Origin of the sequence: Stenotrophomonas sp. FR024 (genome assembly GCF_047500745.2) — a bacterium.
Classification (GTDB): Bacteria; Pseudomonadota; Gammaproteobacteria; order Xanthomonadales; family Xanthomonadaceae; genus Stenotrophomonas; species Stenotrophomonas maltophilia_A.
Window position 1 is genome coordinate 178193 of record NZ_JAXAXM020000008.1, and the last position, 23116, is coordinate 201308.

The 23116-nt window shown below is 66.9% G+C and carries 19 protein-coding genes; 12 read left to right on the top strand and 7 right to left on the bottom strand.

The genetic code is table 11. The features are described from left to right. Positions 1-2: 2 nt before the first annotated feature. Both ACMZ91_RS11365 and ACMZ91_RS11370 read right to left on the bottom strand, forming a co-directional pair. Complete coding sequence (locus ACMZ91_RS11365) at positions 3-1955, bottom strand: acetyl-CoA hydrolase/transferase C-terminal domain-containing protein (RefSeq protein WP_277778958.1); 1953 nt, start codon at positions 1953-1955, stop codon at positions 3-5. A 34-nt stretch (positions 1956-1989) separates the two neighbouring features. Beyond that, entirely contained in the window at positions 1990-2547 is a 558-nt protein-coding gene (locus ACMZ91_RS11370; RefSeq protein ID WP_277778957.1) for a flavin reductase family protein, read from the bottom strand. A gap of 118 nt (positions 2548-2665) precedes the next feature. On the opposite strand from ACMZ91_RS11370, the gene ACMZ91_RS11375 reads away from it, so the two are divergent. The 3 genes from ACMZ91_RS11375 to ACMZ91_RS11385 are packed head-to-tail and all read left to right on the top strand — an operon-like array spanning position 2666 to position 4786. Next, complete coding sequence (locus ACMZ91_RS11375; protein ID WP_010484077.1) at positions 2666-3031, top strand: BlaI/MecI/CopY family transcriptional regulator; 366 nt, start codon at positions 2666-2668, stop codon at positions 3029-3031. Further along, positions 3024-4226: a M56 family metallopeptidase gene (locus ACMZ91_RS11380; protein WP_277778956.1), complete on the top strand. Its 1203-nt coding sequence runs from the start codon at positions 3024-3026 to the stop codon at positions 4224-4226. Before ACMZ91_RS11375 ends, ACMZ91_RS11380 begins: the two co-directional genes overlap by 8 nt. Further along, on the top strand, positions 4223-4786 hold the full coding sequence (locus ACMZ91_RS11385) for a hypothetical protein (RefSeq protein WP_032127863.1): 564 nt from the start codon (positions 4223-4225) through the stop codon (positions 4784-4786). The genes ACMZ91_RS11380 and ACMZ91_RS11385 overlap by 4 nt, the downstream gene beginning before the upstream one ends. Positions 4787-4843: 57 nt before the next feature. Here ACMZ91_RS11385 and ACMZ91_RS11390 read toward each other — a convergent pair whose 3' ends face one another. The 3 genes from ACMZ91_RS11390 to ACMZ91_RS11400 all read right to left on the bottom strand — a co-directional run bounded on the left by ACMZ91_RS11390 (position 4844) and on the right by ACMZ91_RS11400 (position 7664). Beyond that, positions 4844-5644 (bottom strand): MBL fold metallo-hydrolase, encoded by an 801-nt coding sequence (locus ACMZ91_RS11390; protein ID WP_279912237.1) that lies wholly within the window; start codon positions 5642-5644, stop codon positions 4844-4846. 11 nt (positions 5645-5655) lie between these two features. Next, complete coding sequence (locus tag ACMZ91_RS11395; RefSeq protein WP_279912238.1) at positions 5656-6474, bottom strand: S1/P1 nuclease; 819 nt, start codon at positions 6472-6474, stop codon at positions 5656-5658. A gap of 560 nt (positions 6475-7034) precedes the next feature. Next, the gene (locus ACMZ91_RS11400) at positions 7035-7664 is read right to left on the bottom strand and encodes an OmpW/AlkL family protein (protein ID WP_019338734.1); all 630 of its coding nucleotides are present in this window, start codon (positions 7662-7664) and stop codon (positions 7035-7037) included. 193 nt (positions 7665-7857) lie between these two features. Here ACMZ91_RS11400 and gap point away from each other — a divergent pair, with 193 nt between their 5' ends. The 8 genes from gap to ACMZ91_RS11440 all read left to right on the top strand — a co-directional run bounded on the left by gap (position 7858) and on the right by ACMZ91_RS11440 (position 19707). Further along, the gene (gene gap / locus ACMZ91_RS11405; protein ID WP_032127866.1) at positions 7858-8862 is read left to right on the top strand and encodes a type I glyceraldehyde-3-phosphate dehydrogenase; all 1005 of its coding nucleotides are present in this window, start codon (positions 7858-7860) and stop codon (positions 8860-8862) included. Positions 8863-8987: 125 nt separating this feature from the next. Continuing rightward, positions 8988-11663 carry a DUF2339 domain-containing protein gene (locus ACMZ91_RS11410; protein ID WP_414578452.1) on the top strand — a complete coding sequence of 892 codons (2676 nt, stop codon included), beginning with the start codon at positions 8988-8990 and terminating at the stop codon, positions 11661-11663. Then, positions 11660-13036: a DUF3999 domain-containing protein gene (locus ACMZ91_RS11415; protein ID WP_049422663.1), complete on the top strand. Its 1377-nt coding sequence runs from the start codon at positions 11660-11662 to the stop codon at positions 13034-13036. Before ACMZ91_RS11410 ends, ACMZ91_RS11415 begins: the two co-directional genes overlap by 4 nt. 725 nt (positions 13037-13761) lie before the next feature. Continuing rightward, positions 13762-14937, top strand: a complete 1176-nt coding sequence (locus ACMZ91_RS11420) for a phosphoglycerate kinase (protein ID WP_049463105.1) — start codon at positions 13762-13764, stop codon at positions 14935-14937. Beyond that, positions 14934-15587: an HAD hydrolase-like protein gene (locus ACMZ91_RS11425; RefSeq protein WP_049463104.1), complete on the top strand. Its 654-nt coding sequence runs from the start codon at positions 14934-14936 to the stop codon at positions 15585-15587. Before ACMZ91_RS11420 ends, ACMZ91_RS11425 begins: the two co-directional genes overlap by 4 nt. A gap of 174 nt (positions 15588-15761) precedes the next feature. After that, positions 15762-17228: a pyruvate kinase gene (pyk, locus tag ACMZ91_RS11430; RefSeq protein ID WP_032127871.1), complete on the top strand. Its 1467-nt coding sequence runs from the start codon at positions 15762-15764 to the stop codon at positions 17226-17228. A gap of 196 nt (positions 17229-17424) precedes the next feature. Next, positions 17425-18429, top strand: coding sequence for a class I fructose-bisphosphate aldolase (locus ACMZ91_RS11435; protein WP_010481439.1), 1005 nt, complete (start codon positions 17425-17427; stop codon positions 18427-18429). A gap of 129 nt (positions 18430-18558) precedes the next feature. Next, positions 18559-19707, top strand: a complete 1149-nt coding sequence (locus ACMZ91_RS11440) for a hypothetical protein (RefSeq protein ID WP_049400593.1) — start codon at positions 18559-18561, stop codon at positions 19705-19707. Positions 19708-19798: 91 nt separating this feature from the next. Here the strand turns inward: ACMZ91_RS11440 and ACMZ91_RS11445 are convergent, their stop codons facing one another. Next, positions 19799-20398 (bottom strand): O-acetyl-ADP-ribose deacetylase, encoded by a 600-nt coding sequence (locus tag ACMZ91_RS11445; protein WP_032127873.1) that lies wholly within the window; start codon positions 20396-20398, stop codon positions 19799-19801. A gap of 275 nt (positions 20399-20673) precedes the next feature. After that, complete coding sequence (gene cysK, locus ACMZ91_RS11450) at positions 20674-21633, bottom strand: cysteine synthase A (RefSeq protein WP_032127874.1); 960 nt, start codon at positions 21631-21633, stop codon at positions 20674-20676. 207 nt (positions 21634-21840) lie between these two features. Here cysK and ACMZ91_RS11455 point away from each other — a divergent pair, with 207 nt between their 5' ends. Next, positions 21841-22824 carry a LysR family transcriptional regulator gene (locus ACMZ91_RS11455; protein WP_149908735.1) on the top strand — a complete coding sequence of 328 codons (984 nt, stop codon included), beginning with the start codon at positions 21841-21843 and terminating at the stop codon, positions 22822-22824. Positions 22825-23116: the final 292 nt, after the last annotated feature.

Genomic DNA, 23116 nt, shown 5'->3' on the forward strand with positions numbered 1-23116 from the left:
TTTCAGGCGGTGCGTGCCAGTGCGAGGCGCAGCAGTCTCGCGTCCAGGCGCTCGCCGAAATCCTTCGGTGCCTGCAGGCCCATACGCTGCAGGTACACCGCATCGCCGTCGCCAGCCGGTTGCCGCAGCGCTGCCCAGACGGTACGCAGTTTGTCGCCGCGGGTCTGCGTGTTGGCCTTCAGCCAGCCCAGCGCTTTCACCAGCACCTGCTCGATCTCGTTGAAGTCGCTGCCCAACGGATAGTCGGGCAGGCTGCCATCGACGCGGAACGGTGCCAGTGCCGCGGACAGTGCCTGCGGCGTGTTGCGCTGCTGGCGCTCCGGATCCGGTTGCGTGGCCGCCAGCAGCTTGCGCGAGGCGTGTGCCTGCTGCAGCAGGCCGCCCTGGAACGGGGTCTCGGTGATCGCGGTCATTGCATGCACGCAGTCCTCGTCGGTCAAGCCGCGCAGATCGGCGATGCCGTATTCGTTGAGGTAGATGTCGCGCAGGTGGCGTGGGATGGTGGTGTGCCCGTAGTTCCAGCGCACGTTGGATTCGCGCTGGCCCTTGTCATCGCGCGCGGCGCGGAACATCAGCACGCTGCGCGCTTCCGGCAGCGCATGTGCCATCGCCACGAAGTTGTACTGACCACCCACGCCGGACACCACACGTCCATCATCCAGCGCATCCGACACCGCCGCGCCCAGCGCGGTGGCCATCATGCAGGAGTTGAAGAAGCGCGCGTGCCGGCGCTGCAGGCGTTCCAGTGTCTCGTTGCCACCGTACAGCTGGTTGATCTCGCTGATGCGGCGCATGCCGATCGCACGGCATTCGTCTTCCGGCAGCGTGCGCAACCACTCGTAGAACTCCGGCGAGCCCAGGTAGAAGGCGCCATGCAGATACTCGCCCTCGGCAGCCAGGGTGGCGTGGTCGATGGACAGCGTGCTGCCGTTCTCGATGCGTTGCATCAGCGCCAGGTCATCGTGCACCTTGCGCTTGATCACGCCGGTCTGCACCAGCCGGCGGAAGCCCTCGTTGAGCATTTCGCTGCAGCCATACAGGCCGACCTCGAACGGATCCAGTCCGCCGATTTCCTGCACCAGCGGGTGGCTGGCCAGCTGCGGATCCAGCGCGTGCAGCACGCGGCGGTAGCGGGCGTTGTCGGTGTGGCGCAGCACCAGCGCATGGCTGAGCGCGTCGGCCAGCGTGCCGATGCCAATCTGCAGGGTGCCGCCGTCGCGCACCAGTGTGCTGGCATACAGGCCGATCGCGTAGTCGGCATCGCCGACCGGCTGCCGCGGCAGCCCGAACAACGCCGGGTACGGTGGTGGCGGGGTGATCACCAGATCGAAGAACGACACATCGACCGTGGCCGAGCCACCCAGGTAGGGTAGCTGCGGATCGATCTCGGCGATCAGCAGCGGGCGAGGCAGCCCGCGAGCGGTCATCGCATCCAGCGTGTCCTGGGTGATGTCGTTGTTGCACGACAGCGAGAGCCGGCGGTCGTTCGGCCGCATCGCCACCTTCTGCACGATCACCTGCGGCGCGCGCTGCGCCACCGCATCGGCGGCGTGGGTGTAGTTCAGGCTGGTATAGCTGGACTGCGCCTGCCGCGAGCCGAGCAGGGCGCCGGACTGCATGTAGAACTCTTCCACCTGCACATGTGCCGGCAACGCGTCGCGCGCGATCGCATCGGCATAGGCCAGGCGCGGGAAATCGTCGCCGAAATGGCGCTGCGCGAACGGCGCCATGAAGCGCGCTTCCAGGCCGTTGCCGCGCGCCTTCGGCGGGTTCAGCGACAGCGCGGTATACAGCTGCAGTGGCCGCGACGGATCGTGCTCGACGCGTGCGTAAAGGGCATTGAGCAGCCGATGCGGCTTGCCCAGTGCCAGCGGTGCCCCGATCCGCAGCGGCCCGTCCACGCGCGCAAACAACCAGTCGACGGCGGCGTCCAGGTCGGTGAGGTGTTCGGTCATGCGCGGCGGTCCTGCGTGTGGGGGAGTGCGGGCATTACAGCATGTCGGGCTTGAACCGCCGTCGACGGGAGACTTCGGCGCCAGACACCATGAACCGCCCATCGCCCCGGTAATGCATCGTGCGCGGCAGTTTCGGCCGGGGCGCAACATGGGCGCGTACGATTTCCCAGATGAACAGGTTGTTCGACGCCACCTGGCTGTCGTCGTACAAGCGGCATTCGAAGCACGAATGGCATTGGCCGACCAGCGGCGCGCCGACCTCGCGCGCGGGCAGCGCATCAAGCTCGAAACGGGCGAACTTGTCGACCTCGCGGCCGCTGCAGTTGCCGATGTCCACCACGGTATCGAGCAGTTCCACACCCGGCACATTGATCACGCACTCGCCGCTGCCACGCGCCAGCGCATGGCTGTGGTTTGCGTCCCACAGGTAGGTGGCGACCAGCGAAGGCGAGAAGCCCATCACCATGTGCCAGCCCATCGTCATCAGGTTGCGCTGGCCGCGCCAGGCGGTGCTGACCAGCACGACCGGCCCGGGTTCGAGGAAGCGGCGGGCCTGCTCGACCGGGAATTCCTTCTTGGGCAGCGCTTTCATCCGGGGCCTGGGGCGGGAGGAATCGATGCTGGCGCAGCCGGGATGAACCTGGAGTCGAGGGGCTTGACAGACGATTCGATTACGCGCGTAATCGGGTCGTCGATTACGGATGTAAACCATGACCCCGATCAGCGAAGCCGAAGCCGTTGTGATGGAGGTGCTATGGCAGCAGGCACCGCGTAGCGCCGATGACGTGGTCGCCGCACTGGCCCACCGTGACTGGGCCGAGCCGACCATCAAAACCCTGCTCAACCGCCTGCTGACCAAGGGCGCGATTGCTGCCGAGCGCGATGGCCGGCGCTACCTGTACCGGCCGCTGCTGCAGCGGCAGGCCTGGGTGGAGGCGCAGAGCCAGGACTTCATTGGTCGTGTCTTCGAAGGGCGCGTTGCGCCGTTGGTTGCGCACTTCAGCGAACGCGGCCAGTTGAGTGCGCAGGACATCGCCGAACTGAAGAAACTGATCCAGGAGCTGGACCATGACTGAGCTGCTCGATGGGCTGTGGCAGGCCAGCCTGTGGCTGGCGGTGGGCGTGGTCGTGCTGGCGGTGCTGCGACCCTTGCTGGTGCGGCTGGGGGGCGTGGCGTTGGCCTACCGCAGCTGGTGGCTGCTGCCGTTGCTGCTGCTGGCACTGATGCTGCCGTTGCAGCAGGTGGCACTTCTGGAGCATGTGCCAACGCTGCCGCTGAAAGTGGTACCCGGCGCCGTCGAAGGCATGGCAGGGCAGTCGTTGCCGTGGGCCGGGCTGTTGCTGCTGGCATGGATGCTGGGGGCGGTCCTTTGTCTGCTACGCGATCTACGTGCGCAGCGGCGCTTTGAACGTGGCATGGGCCAACTGTGTGCACGCGCCGATGGCAGCTGGCAGGCCAGCGCCGACCCGGGCCTGCCCGCGCTGGTCGGCCTGTGGCGTCCGCGCATCGTGGTAGGCCCGGATTTCGACCAGCAGTTCACCGCACAGGAGCAGGGCCTGATCCTGCAGCACGAGCGCAGCCACCGTCGCAATGGCGATCACTGGGCCAATGGGGCGCTGCTGATGGCACGCGCGGTGTTCTGGTTCCATCCGCTTCTGCCGTGGGCCTCCCGCCGATTCCTGCGTGACCAGGAGCTGGCCTGCGATGCCCGCACCATTGCCCCGCAGCCTGCGCTGCGCGGTCTCTACGCCAGCACGCTGCTGAAGGCGCAGCTGGTCCATCCGGTTGCGCCAGCGGTCTGCCATTGGCGCAGCCAACCCGTGTTGAAGGAGCGTATCGCCATGTTGAAGCAGTCCAAGCGGAAGGCATTGCCGTGGGTGTCGGGGCAGGTGCTGGTGGTCGGGTTGTGTCTGGGAATGGGAGCGGTGGCGTGGGCCAGCCAGGGCGGTGCAGCCGCAGACGGCCAGACAGTGGCCGCCATGGATCGGGAGATAGAGGTCGACAAGATGTCGCCGCCGTCCTATCCGAAGTCCGCGTTCGAACAGCGACAGGTGGGCGTGGTGAACCTGCGCGTGGAAGTGGATGCCAAGGGCCATCCGACTGACGTCCAAGTGCTCAGCGCAACCAATCCGGGTGTGTTCGATGCGGTGTCGATCGCCGCTGCGCGGAGCTGGACCTATCGTCCGGCGATAAAGAACGGAAAGCCCGTTGCAGGGGCTGTGAAGATTCCGATCACCTATGCCATGGACAACACCGAGGACTCCCAGTGAAGACCGCGCCGCTATTGATGATGGCGGCGCTGTTGGCAGGATGCGCGACCCAGGATCGCCTGACCACCGTTGATACCCGCAGCGAGAATGTCGGCCATCAGCGCCTGCAGCCGCAGGCCGGTGGCGGCAGCGGGCAAGTGCAGACGTATTCGCTGGGCGCGAGCGAGGGCTACCGGATGCCGCAGTTGTACGCGGCGCCGGATCCGGAGGTCGGTGATCGTGACCCGCGTGCGGAGCTGGCGCCGACCACCATCTGCCTGCAGGTAGTGGTTGATGCACAGGGCAGTGTCGAACGCAGCGTGCCGCTGACCGATCGCCCTGAGTGCGCGGCAGGTGCTGCAGGCGAGAATGCGCCCCTGCTGCAGGCGGCGCAGGAAGCCGTGGCGATGTGGAAGTACTCGTCCGCAGCGGTCTGCCACTTCGCGGCTGGCAAGGTGCCTGCCGACCGTGGCGACTGTCGCGGCGCCGAGCGCGTCGAGCCGGTGGCGGTCACCCTGCAGTATGCCTTCACCTTCGAGATCGTGAAGGGACAGCACGTGGTGCGTACGCAGGGGAAATGACCGCTTGCGATGACCGGGGCAGCGCCGGGCCATGCCCGGCGAGCGCAGCGGCGTGGATCAGGCCCCGCCCTGGATGTTGGCCTTCACCGCGGGCTGCATCAGCTTGGGTTCTTCCAGCGTCGCATCGCGTGCCTGGCGCACGCTGACGAACTCCGCCTCGGCCACGCCGTCATGCACGTGGATGTTGTGTGCGCGCTGTTCGCCGATGGTGGTTTCGTTGGCGAATGCACGACCACCCGGACCGTAGTCGTGGCAGACGAACACGCGCGTCGCATCGGGCAGCGCCAGCAGGCGCTGGATTGAACGGTACAACTGCGCGGCATCGCCACCCGGGAAGTCGCAGCGGGCGGTACCGCCGTCGGGCATGAACAGCGAGTCACCGGTGAACAGCGCATCGTCGATCAGGTAGGCGATGCTGTCGCTGGTATGGCCGGGCACGGCGATCACCTGACAGCGCAGTTCGCCCAGAGCAAAGGTTTCGCTATCGCTGAACAGGTGATCGAAGATGTCATCGGCCGCAGGAAGCTGCAGGCCGTAGCGCGGCGCGAAGGTGGCCTGCACCGCGCGGATGCCTTCGCCGATGGCCAGCGTGGCCTGGGGGAAGCGTTGCTTGAGACGGCGCCCACCCGATACGTGATCGGCGTGAGCGTGTGTCTCCAGCAGCCAGCGCAGCTGCAGGTCCTGTTGTTCGATGGCCTGCAACGCGGCATGCAGCGGCGCTTCACTGCTGGCGTCGGTATCCGGGTCGTAGTCCAGGACCGGGTCGATCAGCGCTGCCTCGCCGCTGGCCGGGTCGCTGACCAGATAGCTGAAGGTGTTGCTGTCACGGTGGAAGAACGACTGCACCTGGACTGACATTGGAACGCTCCTCAGCGCGTGCCGAGCACGCGGTTCAGCAACTGCGCCAGGTTCTCACCGGCCAGTCGCAGCTGCGCTTCGGCCAGCGGCCGGTAGCGCTCGGTGTATTCGTCACCGATTTTACGCGTGGCCGGATAAACGCCAGCTTGCATGGAAATGCGGCAGCTGGCTTCGGCCCACGTCTGCGGGTCGCGCTGCGGGTTGGACTGGCGCGCCAGCTTCGGCGCGCGCTGGCTCTGCAGCAGCGGGAGATAGCCGGCGTCGTCCAGCTTGCGGGTGTTGAGCATGCCGCTGTCCCACAGCGAGTGCAGGTTGGTACCGCGGTTGCCGAACTGCAGCTGGAAGTCGTTGCCGCCCTTGTCGTGGGCGTAACCGGCGTGCATCGGCTGGTGGATGTCGCCGACCAGGTGCACGACGAACTTCAGCGCCTGCAGGCGCTCGCCGTCGGTCAGGCTGCGGTCGCCGAGGATGGCGCTCTGTGCCTTCAGGGCCTCGACGATGCAGTTGCCGTTCTTGCAGTGCTTCGGTGCTTCGTAGTGGCAGTTGTCTTCGGCGATGTTGACGTAGTGCCAGCCGGCCGAGCGACGGCCCAGGCCCGGGTCTTTGGCGCGCAGCTGGTCGGCCCACGGCGCGATGCTGGCCAGCGTGGCATCCGGTTCGGTGGCCAGCAGGCGGTCCACTTCGGCGCGGGCGGTGGGGTTGAGGCGGACGTCGGCGACTTCGGCGACCAGACGGTGGCCTTGCGCGCCCCAGGCATGGGCGGGGGCGGAGACGGACAGCAGGGCCGGCGCCAGGGCGGCGGCGAGGAACAGGGAGTGCAGGGCTTTCATGCGCACATTCTAGCGGGGGTAGGTGGATTGAAGAGCGGCGCGTTCCTGTCTGCTGGGGGCTGGCTGCAGGGGCTGGCGCTGCGGGACACGCTGCAAGTACGTCCCTGTAAGCTCGGCCGCGGCATCCATGCCGCGGACGGTCCCGCAGCGCCTGCCCCTGCAGCCCCCATCCAACTTGGCCGCGGAGGCGGATGCAAACGTCAAAGGCAACATCAAAAACAAATGCAGGATCAGAATCGGCCTCCTGCAATTACAGGCAATCATTGCGCCTCGGATGCACGGGTTCTGCTCTTGCCTTTGCTTGAGCTGGCACGCGCGCAGTGATGGGAAGGGGCGAGGCGGGGAGCAGAGCCGGGACCGTTGGCGCCATGGATGGCGCCATCGAGCCCCCATGGATGGGTTAACGGCGTGTCCCGGCTCTGCTCCCCGCCTCGCCCCCGCTCCGAAACCGCTTCAGTCCCAGGAACAAAAAAGCCCCGGCAATCACCGGGGCAACATGCTGCGAGGGTTTTGCGTGTAGCGGGGGAGCGGGGGCGAAGCCCCCGCGCTCAACACACCGCTTAGAACTTGAAGACGTACGAAGCGCCGTAGACCAGCGGATCGATGTTGACCGTGCCGATCTTCTCGCCGTTCAACTTCACCTTGCTGTCGATGTCGATCCAGCGCATGTCCACGCGCAGTGCGCCCTTCTCGCCGATCGCGAAGTCCACGCCCGCATGCGCGGCCAGGCCCCACGAATCCTGCAGCTTCAGGCGGCTGTCCTTCAGCGCACCGGTGGTGTCTTCGCTGAAGAAGGTCGTGTAGTTCACGCCCGCACCGATGAACGGCGACACCTTGCCCTTGCTGTTGAAGTGGTACTGCACGGTCACCACCGGCGGCAGCTGCTTGGTGCTGCCCACGCGGCCCAGGCCGTTGATGTTGATGTCGTGCTTGAACGGCAGCGCGGCCAGCACTTCGATGCCCAGGTTGTCGGCGATGAAGTACTCACCGGTGATGGTCGGCTTGACGTCGTTGTCGACGTCGACCTTCAGGGTGTGGTTGGCCAGCCAGCCGTTGTTCGACTTCGGGGCCACCTGGTGCACGCCGGCGGAGAGGGTCCAGTCGCCCTTGGACTGGGCCATGGCCGGGGCGGCGGCGAGGGACAGGGCGGCGGCCAAGCTGGCCACGATCAGGGGGGAGGTCTTGCGCATGGGGGTGATCTCGTTGCTGGGTGGATGCAGCCAGTCTCGGCCTCACATCGCGCTAACGCTTTGATCCGGATCAAATCCTGTCCGCCGGCCTGCTGCCTGCCGGGGCTGGCCGGCGGTGGCCAGCCCCGGTTTGCTAGACTTGTGGGCCCTATCCATCCCGCCGCACCCGTCGCGGCCGCAGGAGCTTGAGAACATGGCAATCAAGGTTGGTATCAACGGTTTCGGTCGCATCGGGCGTAACGTCCTGCGCTCGGCGGTGCTGAACTTCGGCGACGACATCGAAATCGTGGCCATCAACGATCTGCTGGAGCCGGACTATCTGGCGTACATGCTCAAGTACGACTCCGTGCACGGCCGTTTCAAGGCTGACGTGGCGGTGCAGGGCAACGACCTGCTGGTCAACGGCAAGAAGATCCGCCTGACCCAGGAACGCGACCCGGCCAACCTGAAGTGGAACGAAGTGGACGTGGACGTGGTGATCGAATCCACCGGCCTGTTCCTGACCAAGGAAACCGCGCAGAAGCACATCGATGCCGGCGCCAAGAAGGTCATCATGTCGGCCCCGTCGAAGGACGACACGCCGATGTTCGTCTACGGCGTGAACGACAAGACCTACGCCGGCCAGGCGATCGTCTCCAACGCGTCGTGCACCACCAACTGCCTGGCCCCGCTGGCCAAGGTCATCAATGACAAGTGGGGCATCAAGCGTGGCCTGATGACCACCGTGCATGCGGCTACCGCTACCCAGAAGACCGTCGATGGCCCGTCCAACAAGGACTGGCGTGGTGGCCGCGGCATCCTGGAGAACATCATTCCGTCGTCCACCGGTGCGGCCAAGGCCGTCGGCGTGGTCATCCCGGAACTGAACAAGAAGCTGACCGGCATGAGCTTCCGTGTCCCGACCTCGGACGTGTCGGTGGTCGACCTGACCGTCGAGCTGGAAAAGGAAGCCACCTACGCCGAGATCTGCGCGGAAGTGAAGGCACAGAGCGAAGGCCCGCTGAAGGGCATCCTGGGCTACACCGAAGACAAGGTCGTGGCCACCGATTTCCGCGGCGAGACCTGCACCTCGGTGTTCGACGCCGAAGCCGGCATCGCCCTGGACGGCACCTTCGTCAAGCTGGTCACCTGGTACGACAACGAGTGGGGCTACTCGAACAAGTGCCTGGAAATGGCCAAGGTCGTCGCCGCCAAGTAAGGCCGGCCAAGATCGCACGCGGACCCCGGCCTGGCCGGGGTTCGTCGTTTATGGGGCCAGCCCTGTCGTAGCATGGGGCGGTCGACCGCTGCCGCTGGGGCGCGGGATTGCAATGGAAGCATGCAATGGAAGCATTGATAGCCCTGGTGGTGCTGGTTCTGCTGGCCATCCCGCTGCTGCTGGTGGTAGCGCTGGTGATGATTGCCGGCCTGCGCCGCCGTGTGGCCGCGCTGGAAGGTGCCTTGGCCGCCGCGCCTGCCGCCCGCCCGGTTGCAGCCGAGCCTGCGCCGGAACGGGCTGCGCCCATGTCTGCGGCCAGTGCCGATCCACCGTTCCTGCGGCCGGTGGCGGCTGCCGCGCCGCCTCCCCCCCAGCCAACGCCGCCGCCGGTGCACGAACCGGTGCCTGCGGCAGCGGAGGCGCCGCGCCCGGTCACGCCACCGCCGGTGCCACCCGTGCCAGTGCAGCCGCCGTTGCCTTCCGAACCGACGCTGCCGAACTTCATCGAGCGCGGCATCGGAGCGGTCAAGCGCTGGTTCACCGAGGGCAACGTGCCGGTCAAGATCGGCATGCTGGTGCTGCTGGCCGGTGTTGCCGCGCTGTTGAAGTACGTCAGTGACCAGGGCTGGCTGGTGCTGCCGATCGAGCTGCGCCTGGCCGGTGTCACCGTGGGTGCGCTGGGCCTGCTGGCGTTCGGTTGGCATCAGCGCGAGCGCCGGCGCTTGTTCGCACTGGCGCTGCAGGGCGGTGCCATCGGCGTGCTGCTGCTGACCATCTTCGCCGCGTTCAAGCGGTTCGAGCTGCTCAACCCCGGGTTTGCCTTCGCCAGTTCGATCGCGCTGGTGGCCGGGCTGTGCGTGCTGGCGGTGGTGCAGAACTCGCGCACGCTGGCGGTGCTGGGCATCCTCGCCGGCTTCATGGCACCGCTGTGGCTGTCCACCGGCAGCGGCAACCACGTGGGCTTGTTCAGCTATTACGCGGTGCTCAACGCCGGCATCTTCGCCATTGCCTGGTTCCGGCCGTGGCGCGCGCTGAACCTGCTGGGCTTCGCCTTCACCTTCGGCATCGGTACGTTCTGGGGCGTGCTGCAGTACGCGCCGGACAAGTTCAGCAGCACCGAGCCGTTCCTGCTGCTGTTCTTCGCCTTCTACCTGCTGATCCCGCTGCTGTACGCACGCCGGCAGCCCGCCGGGCGGCGTGACCTGGTCGACGGCAGCCTGGTGTTCGGTACGCCCTTGGTCGCCTTCTCGCTGCAGGCCGGCATGCTGCACGAGCAGCCGATGACGCTGGCGCTGTGCGCACTGGGCCTGGCGGCGATCTACGCCGTACTGGCGCGGGCACTGATTGCGCGCGCGTCGTACACCGTGCTGGCGCAGTCGCATGCGGTGCTGGCGGTGGGCTTCGCCACGCTGGCGGTGCCGCTGGCCTTGTCGGCGCGTGCCACCGGCGCGGTGTTCGCGCTGGAAGGTGCAGGCCTGGCCTGGCTGGGCCTGCGCCAGAAGCGCTGGCTGCCGCAGGTGTCCGGTGCGTTGTTGCAGATGGGCGCGGCGTTCGCTTTCGTGGCCGGTGGCGATCACTGGCATGAGGACCTGCGCTTCCTGCTCAACCCGACCGCGATCGGTGCATTGCTGCTGGCCGTTGCCGGCTTCGCGTCGGCCTGGAGCTACCAGCGCAGGCAGCGCCACGAGATTGCCTTGGTCTACTACCTGTGGGGCCTGCTGTGGTGGCTGGGTGGCCTGGTGCACGAGATCACCCGGTTCTTCCCGTACCGCATCGAAGTGGATGCACTGCTGGTGCTGGCTGCCGTTACCGCATGGCTGGCCGCCGAAGTACAGCGGCGCCAGCCGGCGCGTGCGCTGGGGGTGACCGCACTCGCGATGCTGGCGCTGGGCTTCCCACTGGCGCTGATACAGAGCGACGCGCACCATCAGCCGTTCGCCGGCTACGGCGCGCTGGCCTGGGCGGTGTTCGCGGTGCTGGGCGTGCGCACGCTGCTGTGCCTGCGCCAAGGCGGCAATACCGTGGCACGCATCGCGCAGTTCCTGTGGTGGCTGCTGTGGCCGTCGCTGCTTTCGCTGCTGGCCCTGTGGGGCGGTGGTGAAGCCGGGCTGGCACAGGGCTGGACCACGTTGCTGGTGACGCTGCCGTGGCTGCTGATGGCGGCGCTGTCGCTGTGGCGCTGGAATGCGCTGCGCTGGCCGCTGGGTGCAGCGTTCGACCGCGTGCGCCAGCCGCTGCAGTGCGTGCTGTTCGGCCTGTTGTCGATCGGCTGGCTGTCCGGCCAGCTGCTGCCGGGCGATGCTGCGCCGCTGCTGTGGCTGCCGGTGCTGAATCCGGCGGAGATCGGGCAGTGGCTGAGCCTGCTGCTGCTGGCGCGTTGGCTGTACAGCGATCAGGCGCCGCAGGCGCTGCTGGGTATCCGCATGCCGCTGCTGTCACTGGCAACCTTCGTCGCGTTGACCAGCGTTGTGCTGCATGGCGTGCATCAGTGGGGCGGCCTGTCCTGGAACGCGTCGATGATGCGCTTCAGCCTGGCGCAGACCAGCCTGACCGTGCTGTGGAGCGTGCTCGGCGTGATTGCCTGGGTGTGGGGCTCGCGCCGTGGCCAGCGCGTGTTGTGGATGGTGGGTGCGGTGCTGATGGGCGTGGTGCTGGCCAAGCTGGTCATCGTCGATCGCCAGCACCTGGGCAACCTGCTGGGCATCGCATCGTTCATCGCCTACGGCCTGCTGTGCACGGTCGTGGGTTATCTGGCACCGGCACCGCCGAGCGCGGCGCCGACCGTGGAGGAAAAACAATGAAGACGTGGAGCAGGGCGCTGCTGCCGGCGATGTTCGGCATGCTGGCCGCCGTCACCGCACAGGCCGCCGATTACCGTACCCAGTACGCCGAGCAGTGGCCGCTGACGTTGTCCAGCGCACAATCGGGTGCCTACCGTGTCGTGCTGGAACCGGCGATCTACCGTCGCGCCGGTAGTGCGGACCTGGGCGATGTGCAGGTGTTCAATGCCGCCGGCCAATCGTTGCCGTCGGCCTTGCTGGCGCCGGACCAGCCGCTGGCACAGCCGCCGGTGCAGCGTGAGCTGCCGTGGTTCGCGTTGCCGCCGCTGGCCGAAGCGCAGCGCAACGACCTGCAGTTGCTGACCGAGCGCGATACCGATGGCCGCGTACGCCGGGTCGAGGCGCGTGTGGGTGGTGGCGCGGTAGCGAACGGGCAGGGCGGTTGGCTGATCGATGCCAGCGTGCTCGGCCAGCAACCATTGGCGGCACTGGTGCTGGATTGGGCGGACAGTGGCCAGCCGTTGCAGGCACAGGTGCAGCTGGACGTCAGCGACGACCTGCAGCACTGGCGTGCGATTGGCCGCGACATTCCGCTGGTGGATCTGCAGCGCGCCGGCAAGCGCCTGCTGCAGCGCCGTCTGCAGGTGGATGGTGAAGCGCGCTATCTGCGTGTGCTGGCGCAGGGCGATGCCCGTCTGCCAACGTTGCGCAGCGTACTGGCCGAGCTGCCGCCGGCACCGGCCACACTGCCGTGGGAGTGGCTGTCGCTGGAACCGACCTCGAAGCGCAAGGGCGAATACACCTTCGAGATGGATGGCCGCTTCCCGGCGGCGCGTGCTGACGTGGCCAGCACCGACAACAGCCTTGTGCAGTGGACATTGTTCAGCCGCGATGACGAGAGCGCGGAATGGCAGCGCCGTAGTGCACCGTGGATTGCCTATCAGCTGCAGCAGGGCGCGCAGGGCCAGCGTCAGCAATCGGCTGCGCAGCCGCTGGGCGGCGTGCATCGGGATCGTTACTGGAAGCTGGTAGCGAATCCGGCTGAAACGGCGACGGCTCCAACCCTGCGTCTGGGTTATCAGCCGGAAGTGCTGGTGTTCCTGAGCCAGGGCGCGGCGCCGTATGCGCTGGCGGTGGGCAGCTCGACTGCGCGCCGGATGGAGGCGCCGATCGGTGTGCTGATCGAGGAGCTGCGGCAGCGCAATGATCCGTCGTGGCAGCCGACGCTGGCGCGCCTGGAGGGCAGCCCGGAGCCGCTGGCCGGTGAGTCGGCACTGAAGCCGCAGCACGACTGGAAGTCGTGGCTGCTGTGGGCGTTGCTGGGGCTGGGTGTGTTGGTTGTTGGCGGCCTGGCGGTCAGTCTGCTTCGGCAGAAGCCGGCGCCTTCGGCGTAGGTTCCGGCGAACGGCGCAGCCCCTCGTGGGTGGCCGTAGCGTCGGTAGAGTCGAGCTTGCTCGACTGCAAAGCTGCGCTTGGCCGGGCGGGGTGGGTTCGCGGGGGACGCCGCAAGTACGTCCTTGTAGGCTTGGCCGCCGCATCCATGCGACGGACACCCCCGCGAACCCACCCCGCCCGGCCTCTGACAGTTTCCGGGTGCGTCCACCCACGGATGAGAAAAAAGAAGAGCAAAAGCAAAAGCGGCTTGGCTGCGCGCTCCTTGTAGAGCCGAGCCCATGCTCGGCTCTTCATTTTTTTCCCGACACCAGAAGCCGCTCTTGCTTCCGCCTTTGCCATCCGCGTCACCTCATGAACCTGTCGAGGCCGGGGTAGTGTGGGCTGGCAGGGGTGTCAGCCGCATGGGCCCGAGGCATGCCTCGGGCGGGTTGGGCAGGACGGCCAACCCCGGTCTTGCCGTGTGCGCAGGACAGCGCACACGAGCAAGCGGCTGCCAAGCCTCCATGGACGGATTCACGGCGCCCCCTGCCAGCCCAGACCGCCCCGGCCCACCCCCAGCATCATGAAGCGCCAGCGCTTTGGCAGTTGCTGTTGCCGTTGCCGTTGCCGTTGCGTTGCCGTGCGCCTCTGCCTGCCGCAGGCATCGGCCCTCCCACCACCCGCACCCGATACAATGGCCGTCTGCCGTAGCCCGGCATCCCGTCCCTGAGCCAAAGAGTTGCCCATGTCCATCGTCCGCATGACCGACCTCGACCTCTCCGGCAAGCGCGTGCTGATCCGCCAGGATCTGAACGTGCCGATCGAGAATGGCCGCATCACCTCCGAACAGCGCATCACCGCTTCGCTGCCGACGCTCAAGCGCGCGCTGGAGCAGGGTGCGGCGGTGATGGTCACCTCGCACCTGGGGCGCCCGAAGGAAGGCGTGTGGAGCGAAGCCGATTCGCTGGCGCCGGTGGCCCAGCGCCTGTCCGAGCTGCTCGGTCGCGAGGTTCCGCTGGTGCGCGACTGGGTCGACGGTGTCGACGTGCAGCCGGGCCAGCTGGTGCTGCTGGAAAACTGCCGCATGAACCTCGGCGAGGGCAAGGACGATGAAGCCCTGTCGAAGAAGTACGCCGCCCTGTGCGATGTGTTCGTGATGGATGCCTTCGGTACCGCACACCGCGCGCAGGCCTCGACCCATGGCGTCATCCGCTTCGCCCCGGTCGCTGCCGGTGGCCCGCTGCTGATGGCCGAACTGGACGCGCTGGCGCAGGCGCTGGATGCACCGGCCAAGCCGCTGCTGGCCATCGTCGCCGGCAGCAAGGTCAGCACCAAGCTGGAACTGCTGGCCAACCTGGTCGGCAAAGTCGATCAGCTGATCGTCGGTGGTGGCATCGCCAACACCTTCATCGCTGCCGCCGGCTACAACGTCGGCAAGTCGCTGTACGAGCCGGACCTGCTGGACACCGCGAAGAAGATCGTGGCCGATGCCAAGGCGCGTGGCGCCGATATCCCGCTGCCGGTGGACGTGGTCACCGCCAAGCAGTTCATGCCGGACGCGCTTGCCGAAGTGAAGGCGGTCGACGCCGTTGCCGAAGACGACCTGATCCTGGACATCGGCCCGCAGACCGCGGCGCAGTACGCGCAACTGATCGGGAAGGCCGGTACCGTGGTCTGGAACGGTCCGGTCGGTGTGTTCGAATTCGAGGCCTTCAGCAAGGGCACCGAAGCGCTGGCCCGTGCCATCGCCAGTTCGCCGGCGTTCTCCATCGCCGGTGGCGGCGACACCCTGGCCGCGGTCGACAAGTTCGATATCGCCCAGCAGGTCAGCTACATCTCCACCGGTGGCGGTGCGTTCCTGGAATTCCTGGAAGGCAAGACCCTGCCGGCGGTGGCCGCACTCGACGCGCGCGGCGCATGAGTGCCGATCGCAGCAAGGATGTCCTGTTCTTCGACCTGGACGGCACGCTGATCGATTCGCAGGTGGGTATCACCGCCTGCATCGCCTATGCGCTGCAGAAGATGGACCATCCGGTGCCACCGCAGGAGACCCTGCTGGGCTGGATCGGTCCGTCGCTGCGCACCACCTTCGCGCCGCTGTTCGGTGAACCGGCGCGGGTGGAACAGGCGGTGGGCTACTACCGTGAGCGCTTCGACGTCGAGGGCTGGCGCGAGCACACGGTGTACCCGCAGGTGGAAGACACCCTTCGCACGCTGCATGGTCGTGGCCATCGCCTGGCGGTGGTCACTGCCAAGAATGAGCCGCACGCGCGCCGCATCCTTGCCCACCTGCCGTTCGGTGGGCTGTTCGAGGAGATCGTCGGCTCGACCCTGGATGGCTCGCGCAGCCACAAGCCGGAACTGGTCGGTGAGGCGCTGCGTCGGCTGCAGGTGCAGCCCGCGCAGTGCTGGATGATCGGCGACCGCCGCATGGACATTGAAGGCGCGCGTCACCATGGCCTGCGCAGCGTCGGTGTGTTGTGGGGCTTTGGCGGTGAGGCCGAACTCACCGAAGCCGGTGCCGGGCAGCTGGCCCGTGAGCCGGCGCAGCTGGAAACGCTGCTGGCCTAGTCCCCTGCAGAGCCGAGCCCATGCTCGGCTCTGCAGAACTCCCTGCGCCAGCGTATGTCCGGGTGATGTCCGTTCCATGACCCGCGAAGTCAGGCAGCACAAGGCTGTAACCGTATACATGCGGCGTGAAGGATGTGCTAATTTCCGTTCTTTATCGGGAGAGGCCCATCCACCATGTTCGAGCGTCAGCGTCGCACCAAGATCCTTGCCACCCTCGGTCCGGCCACTGATCCGCCGGGCGTGCTGGAGGATCTGTTCCGCGCCGGCGTCAACGTGGTGCGCCTGAACTTCAGCCATGGCGATCCCTCCGGCCAGGCCAAGCGTGCTGCCGAAGTGCGCGCTGCCGCGGCCCGCGTGGGCGTGGAAGTCGGCATCCTGGCCGACCTGCCGGGCCCGAAGATCCGCATCGAGCGCTTCGCCGAAGGCAAGGTACAGCTGAAGGCGGGCAACCGCTTCGACCTGATCGCCAGCACCAGCGCCGGCCCGGGTGACGCCACCCAGGTGGGCGTGAGCTACCTCGGCCTGCCGCAGGACGTGGGTCCGGGCGATGTGCTGCTGCTCGACGACGGCCTGATGCAGCTGCAGGTGGTGGAAGTGCAGGGCGAACGCATCATCAACACCGTACTGAACGACGGTGTGCTTTCCGACCGCAAGGGCCTGAACAAGCAGGGCGGTGGCTTGTCGCTGGGCGCGCTGACCGAGCGCGACAAGGAACTGATCGGCATCGTCGCCAAGATCGGTGTCGACTTCATCGCCGTGTCGTTCTGCCGCAATGCGCAGGACATGAACGACGCGCGTGAGATCGCCCGCTCGCACGGCTGCGATGCCGCGCTGGTGTCGAAGATCGAGCGCACCGAGGCCATCGAGAACCTGGAAGAGATCGTCGAGGCCAGCGACGTGGTGATGGTGGCCCGTGGCGACCTCGGCGTGGAAATCGGCGATGCCGAACTGCCGGGCCTGCAGAAGAAGATCATCAAGGCCTCGCTGGCGCAGAACAAGGTGGTGATCACCGCCACGCAGATGCTGCAGTCGATGGTCGAAAGCCCGATCCCGACCCGTGCCGAAGTGCTGGACGTGGCCAACTCGGTCATCGATGGCACGGACGCGGTGATGCTGTCGGCCGAGACCGCTGCCGGTGCCTGGCCGGTCAAGGCGGTGGAAGCGATGGCGCGCATCTGCCTGGGTGCAGAGCGCCAGTTCCAGACCGAGACCGACTTCAACGCCTCGCCGCGCAACCTGGAACGTGCCGACCAGGCCATTGCCATGGCCACCATGTTCCTGTCGCAGCACGTGGGCGTGCGCGCGATCGTGGCGATGACCGAATCCGGTGGCACCGCCCGCTACCTGTCGCGTTTCCGCGCCAAGGCGCCGGTGTTCGCGGTCACCCGCCACGACGGTGCACGCCGCCAGATGGCGCTGATGCGCGATGTCTACCCGATCAACTTCGACAGCCGTGGCCTGACCCCGCGTGAAGCCGCACGCGGCAGCATCCGCCTGCTGGTGGAAGCCGAACTGCTGCAGGCCGGTGACCGCGTCGTGTTCACCAGCGGTGAGCACATGGAAACCCTGGGCGCGACCAACACCCTGCGCCTGCTGGAAGTGGGCGAAGACGGCCGCGCCAGCGGCCTGGGCGATCTGTAAACCCAGGCGGCCCTGGGTCGGAGCCGCTGCGCGGGTCCGACCCGGGGTCAGATCCCTGAAGGGGTCGTGACCCGGCGCAACAGGACATCGTCTGTCCGGTGCGGACATTGGAATCGTTTCCAGACTGCCCTGCACGTCGGTGCAACGGGCGGCGGGGCTATACTTACGTTTTTCCCGCACCCGCCACAGGAAGTACATGAGCATCGAACAGCTGGCTGAAACCGCCCAGGCCATGGTTGCCCCGGGCAAGGGCATCATCGCGATCGACGAATCCACCGCTACCATCGCCAAGCGTTTCGCAGGCGTCGGTATCGAGAACACCGAGGAGAACCGTCGTGCCTACCGCGAACTGCTGCTGACCACGCCGAAGCTCAACGAGCACATTTCCGGCGCCATCCTGTTTGACGAAACCATCCGTCAGTCGACCAAGGACGGCGTGCCGTTCGCCAAGTACATGGCCGACCACGGCATGATTCCGGGCATCAAGGTGGACAAGGGTGCGCACCCGCTGGCCGGCTGCCCGGGCGAGCTGGTGACCGAAGGCCTGGACGGCCTGCGCGAGCGCCTGCAGGAGTATTACAAGCTGGGTGCGCGCTTCGCCAAGTGGCGTGCGGTGATCAACATCGGCGAAAGCATTCCGTCGGGCACCTGCATCGAGTCCAACGCCCACGCGCTGGCCCGCTATGCCGCCCTGTGCCAGGAATGCGGCCTGGTGCCGATGGTCGAGCCGGAAGTGATCATGGACGGCGACCACGACATCGAGACCTGCTACGAAGTCACCGAAGCCACCCTGCGTTCGCTGTTCGATGCCCTGTACCAGCAGAACGTGCTGCTGGAAGGCACCATCCTGAAGGCCTCGATGGTCATCTCCGGCAAGGGCTGCGATGAGCAGGCCGACGTCGAGGAAGTGGCCGAGTCGACCGTGATGTGCCTGAAGAGCACCGTGCCGGCCATCCTGCCGGGCGTGGTGTTCCTGTCCGGTGGCCAGAGCGACGAGCAGTCCACCGAGCATCTGAACGCGATGAACCAGCTGGGCAACCTGCCGTGGCCGCTGAGCTTCTCCTACGGCCGCGCCATGCAGCAGGCCGCGCTGAAGCTGTGGGCCAAGGACATGAAGGGCAACTACGCTGCCGCCCAGAAGACCGTGTACGAGCGCGCCAAGGACAACGGCCTGGCCGCGCTGGGCAAGTGGAACGGTTGATCCGTCCCATCGCAGGATGAACAGGGCAACGCCGGCATCACGCCGGCGTTTGCTTTTGCGGGTATCTTTTCCGCCCCCACGCACCGGGCCGGTGTGCGGGACATACATGGAAGGCCAAGGAGAAAAAACATGCGTTTGGCAGCAATCACACTGGCCGTCGCCACGGTCCTGATCGCCGGCGGTTGCAACCGCATCGGTGGCGGTGGTGACGCAGGCAAGGCCGCGTCGCTCGATTTCGACAAGCCGGTGTCCGGCGAGATCACCTCGCGCAGCGGCATCAACTTCAACGACGGCAGCCATCACCAGCTGTACCAGATCAAGCTGGAAGACAGGGAACTGGTCGGCCTGAAGCTCACCGGCGCACTGACCGGTTCGATCGCCGTGTTCAACAACGGCAGCCTGGTGTCCACCAGCAATACCGGTTACGAACGCGAAGGCGATGTCTCGCTGGCCTTCCGTGCCAACGGTGGCGGCACCTACCAGGTGGCGGTCAACGCCAACGGTCCGAGTGCCTTTGGTCCGTACCGCCTGCGCGCCGAGAAGCTGAAGCCGTACGACGGCAAGCCGCTGGTGGGCAGTGGTGAGATCGTCGATATGCTGGCCAGCAACTCGCAGGACTACACCCTGCAGGTGGAGAAGGCGGGCCTGTACGAGATCCGCCTGGTCTCGGATGTCTTCGATCCGGTGCTGAAGCTGTCCGGCCAGGGCGTGGATGCCGAGAACGATGACGGCGGCGACAGCACCAACTCGCGCCTGAACCTCTCGCTGAAGCCGGGCAAGTACACCCTGACTGCACGCGGCCTCGGCGACGGCGTCAATGGCATGTTCACCCTGTCGGCCACCCGCATTGAACTGCCAGGCAACCTGGTGGATCGCGATGGCACGGCACTGCCGAAGTCGGGCAGCGCGTACACCATGCTCGACAACGAAGGCCGCCGCCGCTTCCTGCTGACCCTGGATCGTCCGGCCGACGTGCGCCTGGACGCGATTTCCAGCCAGGTCGATACCGTGCTGCGCGTGGTCGGCGGCGACGTCGAGCTGACCGACGACGACGGTGGCAATGGCACCAATGCACGCCTGGAAGAGACGCTGCCGGCAGGTCACTACACCGTCGACGTGTCCAGCCTGAACAACGGTGCGGGCCTGGTGGAAGTGCGCGTGCAGGTCGAAGGTGCCAGCGCCGACGGTGCTGCCGCCTCGGCCGCACGCGCCGCTGCCGATGCAGCTGCTGCCGTGGCCGATGACGCCGCTGCTGCGGTGGAAGCAGCCAGCCGTTGAGGTGATCCACACGTAGCGTGGATGACCTCAAGGCCGCAACGGGAAAGGCCGGGCAATGCCCGGCCTTTCCTTTTACCGGAAGCGCTGCGGTTCAGTGCGCAGCGGCGAAGCCCGCATCGCCCAGAGGCGGCAGCATCGATCCGCGCGGTTCGTTGTCCGTGCTTTGTCCCGCGGCGCTCAATGCCTGCTGGTAGGCCTTCGCCGTAGCAGTGTTGAACGCCACCAGCACGATGCGCATCGGCTGTGCATGGCTGCGCTGCCACGCCAGTGTTTCCGTCACTGCGATCTGCGCGGCCTGGTACAGCGGATAGCCATACACACCGCAGCTGATCGCCGGGAAGGCGATCGACTTCACGCCCAGCGACTCGGCCAACTGCAGCGATTTCCAGTAGCAGTTGGCCAGCAATGCCGGTTCGTCGCGCTGGCCGTCGTGCCAGACCGGGCCCACCGTGTGCAGTACATGCCGCGCAGGCAATGCGTAAGCGTCGGTGGCGCGCACTTCGCCGGTCGGGCAACGCACGCCCGGACGCAGTTCCGGCAACTGCTCGCACTCGGCCAGCAATGCCGGCCCGGCCGCGCGATGGATCGCGCCGTCGACGCCGCCGCCGCCGAGCAGTGTTTCATTGGCCGCGTTGACGATCGCATCCACCGCCAGGGTCGTGATATCGCCCTGCCAAACTTCGATCTTCATGCGTCCGTCTCCTGCCTGTGAGGTGTTCCGCGCAGCATCTGCGCCGGCTGTTCCCACGGTAGGGGACAGGGCATCGATACTGCGTCATGACCGTCTCACGCGCTGCGATCCGACGGCCTTCACGCACGATGGCGGGCGACGCCTTCACGCAGGCTGAAGCAGAAAGGGCTCAGAGCTTTTTCCCGCACGGAAAAGGCTCTGACCCCTGCGATCCATGGTTCTGGCAAACCGGGTCAGAGCCCTTTCCCTGCAGGAAAGGGATCCGACCCGATGCATCACGGCAGGCCGGCCAGCCAGTCGTCGTCGGAACCCTCATTCACATCGGCGAACAGCGGTGTGGAGAAATAGCGCTCGCCGGTATCGGGCAGCATTGCCAGGATCACCGAGCCCGGTTCAGCGCGGGCGGCCACGTCCAGCGCGCTGGCCACGGTGGCGCCGGCGGAGATGCCGACGAAGATGCCTTCCTCCGCAGCCAGGCGGCGCGCGGTGGCGATCGCGCGGTCATCTTCGACCGAGACCAGTTCGTCCACCACATCGCGGTTGAGCACGTCCGGCACGAAGTCCGGGGTCCAGCCCTGGATCTTGTGCGGCTTCCAGTCATCGCCCTTCAGCAGCGCGGCGCCGGCCGGTTCGGTGGCGATGATACGGGTCTGCGGGCGCGCGACCTTCAGCACTTCGCCCACGCCGGTAAGCGTGCCGCCCGTGCCCCAGCCGCTGACGAAGTAGTCCAGCCGCTTGCCGGCGAAGTCGCGCAGGATCTCGGCGGCGGTGGTGTTGCGGTGGTAGGCCGGGTTGGCCGGGTTGGCGAACTGGCTGGCCAGGAACCAGCCGTGCTGCTCGGCCAGTTCGGCCGCCTTGCGCACCATGCCGCTGCCGCGCTCGGCGGCCGGGGTCAGGATCACCTTGGCACCATAGGCGCGCATCAGCTTGCGGCGCTCCACCGAGAAGGTCTCGACCATGGTGGCCACGAACTTGTAGCCGCGCGCGGCGGCGACCATCGCCAGTGCCACGCCAGTGTTGCCTGAAGTGGCTTCGACAATGGTGTCGCCCGGCTTGAGCAGGCCGCGTGCCTCGGCGTCGAGGATGATCGCCAGCGCCAGACGGTCCTTCACCGAACCGCCCGGGTTGAACGACTCGACCTTGGCGTAGACGCTGACCTGCGCGGGCGCCAGGCGCTGCAGCCTGACGATGGGGGTGTTGCCGACGGTATCGAGGATGGAGTCGTACAGGGCCATGGAAGCGCTCCGGAAACGGGGCCGCGCCGGGCTTCGGCGGGCGAAGGGGGAGGGCTGGCTGTTCAGGCCAGCGGCTGCCGGCTGACCGTAGCGCCGGCATATGACGCCCGGAAATGACCAGATACCTTTCTTAAACAACCTTTGGTTATAAGCTGGTGACGGCAATTGACCCTAGAGTGGACCTCCGCCCCACGCCGCCTGCCTCCCATGACGCTGACCCAGCTGCGCTACCTGGTTGCCATCGCCGACGCCGAGCTGAACATCACGCTGGCCGCCTCGCGCGTGCACGCCACCCAGCCCGGCCTGTCCAAGCAGCTCAAGCAGCTGGAGGACGAGCTGGGTTTCCTGTTGTTCGTGCGCAAGGGCCGCAGCCTGGAGTCGGTCACCCCGGCCGGCACCGAGGTCATCGCCCGCGCTCGTGCGGTGCTGGCCGAGGCCAACAACATCCGCACCTACGCGGCCAACCAGCGCCGCGAGAGCCAGGGCCAGCTGATCCTGACCACCACCCACACCCAGGCGCGCTTCGTGCTGCCGCCGGCGGTGGCAGCGATCAAGCAGGCCTATCCCCAGGTGAGCGTGCACCTGCAGCAGGCCGGCGAAGCCGACGCGCTGGACCGCTTGAACCAGGGTGATGCCGACATTGCGATCATCAGCACCGCTGGCGGTGAGCCCACCGACGGCATCGCGGTGCCGCTGTTCCGCTGGCGACGTCTGGTGGTGGTACCGAAGGGCCACCCGCTGGACCGCGTCGGCCGCGCCCCAGACCTGGCCGCGCTGGCCCGCCAGCCATTGATCAGCTACGAATCCTCGACCCGGCCGAATTCCTCGTTGCAGCGCGCCTTCGCTGCGAACGGCCTGGTGCCGGATCTGGCGCTGACCGCGCTGGATGCCGACCTGATCAAGACCTACGTGCGTACCGGTCTGGGCGTGGGCCTGCTGGCGGAGATGGCGGTCAGTTCCAACGACGAAGACCTGAGGTCGTGGCCGGCCCCGGAGCCGATCACTGAGTGCATTGCCTGGGCGGTGCTGCCTCGCGATCGCGTGCTGCGTGATTACGCGCTGGAGCTGGTGCACGTGCTGGCACCGCAGATCGATCCGCGTGATCTGCGCAGGGTGCTGGATGGCAACCAGGCGGCGGCGTGGCCGGTGCCACCGACGTGGGAGTCACTGACCCAGACCATCACGGTGTGAGGGGTTGGTCGAGCAGGGCTTGCAGCCCTGCACCCGCCGAATCAATGGCAACAGCCGAAGCAACAGCTGGCTTCCGTGGGGGGGCGGGGCGGTGTGGGCAGGCAGGACACGCCGTAAACCCATCCCTGGGGGCTCGATGGCGCCATCCATGGCGCCAACGGTCCTGCCTGCCCACACCGCCCCACCTCTGACAGATTCCGGCGGCTGTTGGTAGGTGTCGACCTTGGTCGACACGGTAGATCCACGCCATGCGTGGATGAAAACTGTCAGATATCGAAATACATCTGGGGTC

What these genes read in the sequence shown, in the direction of transcription:
- ACMZ91_RS11435 (WP_010481439.1), top strand. Translation starts at nt 17,425, where the DNA reads ATGAGCATCGAACAGCTGGCTGAAACCGCCCAGGCCATGGTTGCCCCG.
- ACMZ91_RS11440 (WP_049400593.1), top strand. Translation starts at nt 18,559, where the DNA reads ATGCGTTTGGCAGCAATCACACTGGCCGTCGCCACGGTCCTGATCGCC.
- ACMZ91_RS11380 (WP_277778956.1), top strand. Translation starts at nt 3,024, where the DNA reads ATGACTGAGCTGCTCGATGGGCTGTGGCAGGCCAGCCTGTGGCTGGCG.
- ACMZ91_RS11455 (WP_149908735.1), top strand. Translation starts at nt 21,841, where the DNA reads ATGACGCTGACCCAGCTGCGCTACCTGGTTGCCATCGCCGACGCCGAG.
- ACMZ91_RS11420 (WP_049463105.1), top strand. Translation starts at nt 13,762, where the DNA reads ATGTCCATCGTCCGCATGACCGACCTCGACCTCTCCGGCAAGCGCGTG.
- cysK (WP_032127874.1), bottom strand. Translation starts at nt 21,633, where the DNA reads ATGGCCCTGTACGACTCCATCCTCGATACCGTCGGCAACACCCCCATC.
- pyk (WP_032127871.1), top strand. Translation starts at nt 15,762, where the DNA reads ATGTTCGAGCGTCAGCGTCGCACCAAGATCCTTGCCACCCTCGGTCCG.
- ACMZ91_RS11375 (WP_010484077.1), top strand. Translation starts at nt 2,666, where the DNA reads ATGACCCCGATCAGCGAAGCCGAAGCCGTTGTGATGGAGGTGCTATGG.
- ACMZ91_RS11410 (WP_414578452.1), top strand. Translation starts at nt 8,988, where the DNA reads ATGGAAGCATTGATAGCCCTGGTGGTGCTGGTTCTGCTGGCCATCCCG.
- ACMZ91_RS11390 (WP_279912237.1), bottom strand. Translation starts at nt 5,644, where the DNA reads ATGTCAGTCCAGGTGCAGTCGTTCTTCCACCGTGACAGCAACACCTTC.
- ACMZ91_RS11370 (WP_277778957.1), bottom strand. Translation starts at nt 2,547, where the DNA reads ATGAAAGCGCTGCCCAAGAAGGAATTCCCGGTCGAGCAGGCCCGCCGC.
- ACMZ91_RS11395 (WP_279912238.1), bottom strand. Translation starts at nt 6,474, where the DNA reads ATGAAAGCCCTGCACTCCCTGTTCCTCGCCGCCGCCCTGGCGCCGGCC.
- ACMZ91_RS11425 (WP_049463104.1), top strand. Translation starts at nt 14,934, where the DNA reads ATGAGTGCCGATCGCAGCAAGGATGTCCTGTTCTTCGACCTGGACGGC.
- gap (WP_032127866.1), top strand. Translation starts at nt 7,858, where the DNA reads ATGGCAATCAAGGTTGGTATCAACGGTTTCGGTCGCATCGGGCGTAAC.
- ACMZ91_RS11445 (WP_032127873.1), bottom strand. Translation starts at nt 20,398, where the DNA reads ATGAAGATCGAAGTTTGGCAGGGCGATATCACGACCCTGGCGGTGGAT.
- ACMZ91_RS11365 (WP_277778958.1), bottom strand. Translation starts at nt 1,955, where the DNA reads ATGACCGAACACCTCACCGACCTGGACGCCGCCGTCGACTGGTTGTTT.
- ACMZ91_RS11415 (WP_049422663.1), top strand. Translation starts at nt 11,660, where the DNA reads ATGAAGACGTGGAGCAGGGCGCTGCTGCCGGCGATGTTCGGCATGCTG.
- ACMZ91_RS11400 (WP_019338734.1), bottom strand. Translation starts at nt 7,664, where the DNA reads ATGCGCAAGACCTCCCCCCTGATCGTGGCCAGCTTGGCCGCCGCCCTG.